At 55.8% G+C, this 226-nt stretch carries 1 protein-coding gene; it reads left to right on the plus strand.

The features are described 5' to 3' along the window. Positions 1-226 (plus strand): transposase (locus ACO0LL_RS30470; protein WP_422954558.1); only part of this gene is annotated, 226 nt, incomplete at both ends.

The raw sequence follows: 226 nt of genomic DNA on the forward strand, positions 1-226 counted from the left end.
CCGGAGCCAATGTCCACGACAGCCAGGTATTGCCAAAATTACTGCACGGGCACGAGACACGTTACTGGGGTGATTCTGCCTACACGGGCCAAAAGCAGATTGCACGCAGCAAAGCACCAGGGATAAAGGACTTTACCAACATCCGGGGCACACGCAGTCACGCGCTGACAGAAGAAGAACGCCTGACCAATCGCCGCAAGTCAAGCGTGCGTGCCAAGGTTGAACA

The organism is Undibacterium sp. TC4M20W (assembly GCF_049340245.1).
Taxonomy (GTDB): Bacteria; Pseudomonadota; Gammaproteobacteria; order Burkholderiales; family Burkholderiaceae_D; genus Undibacterium.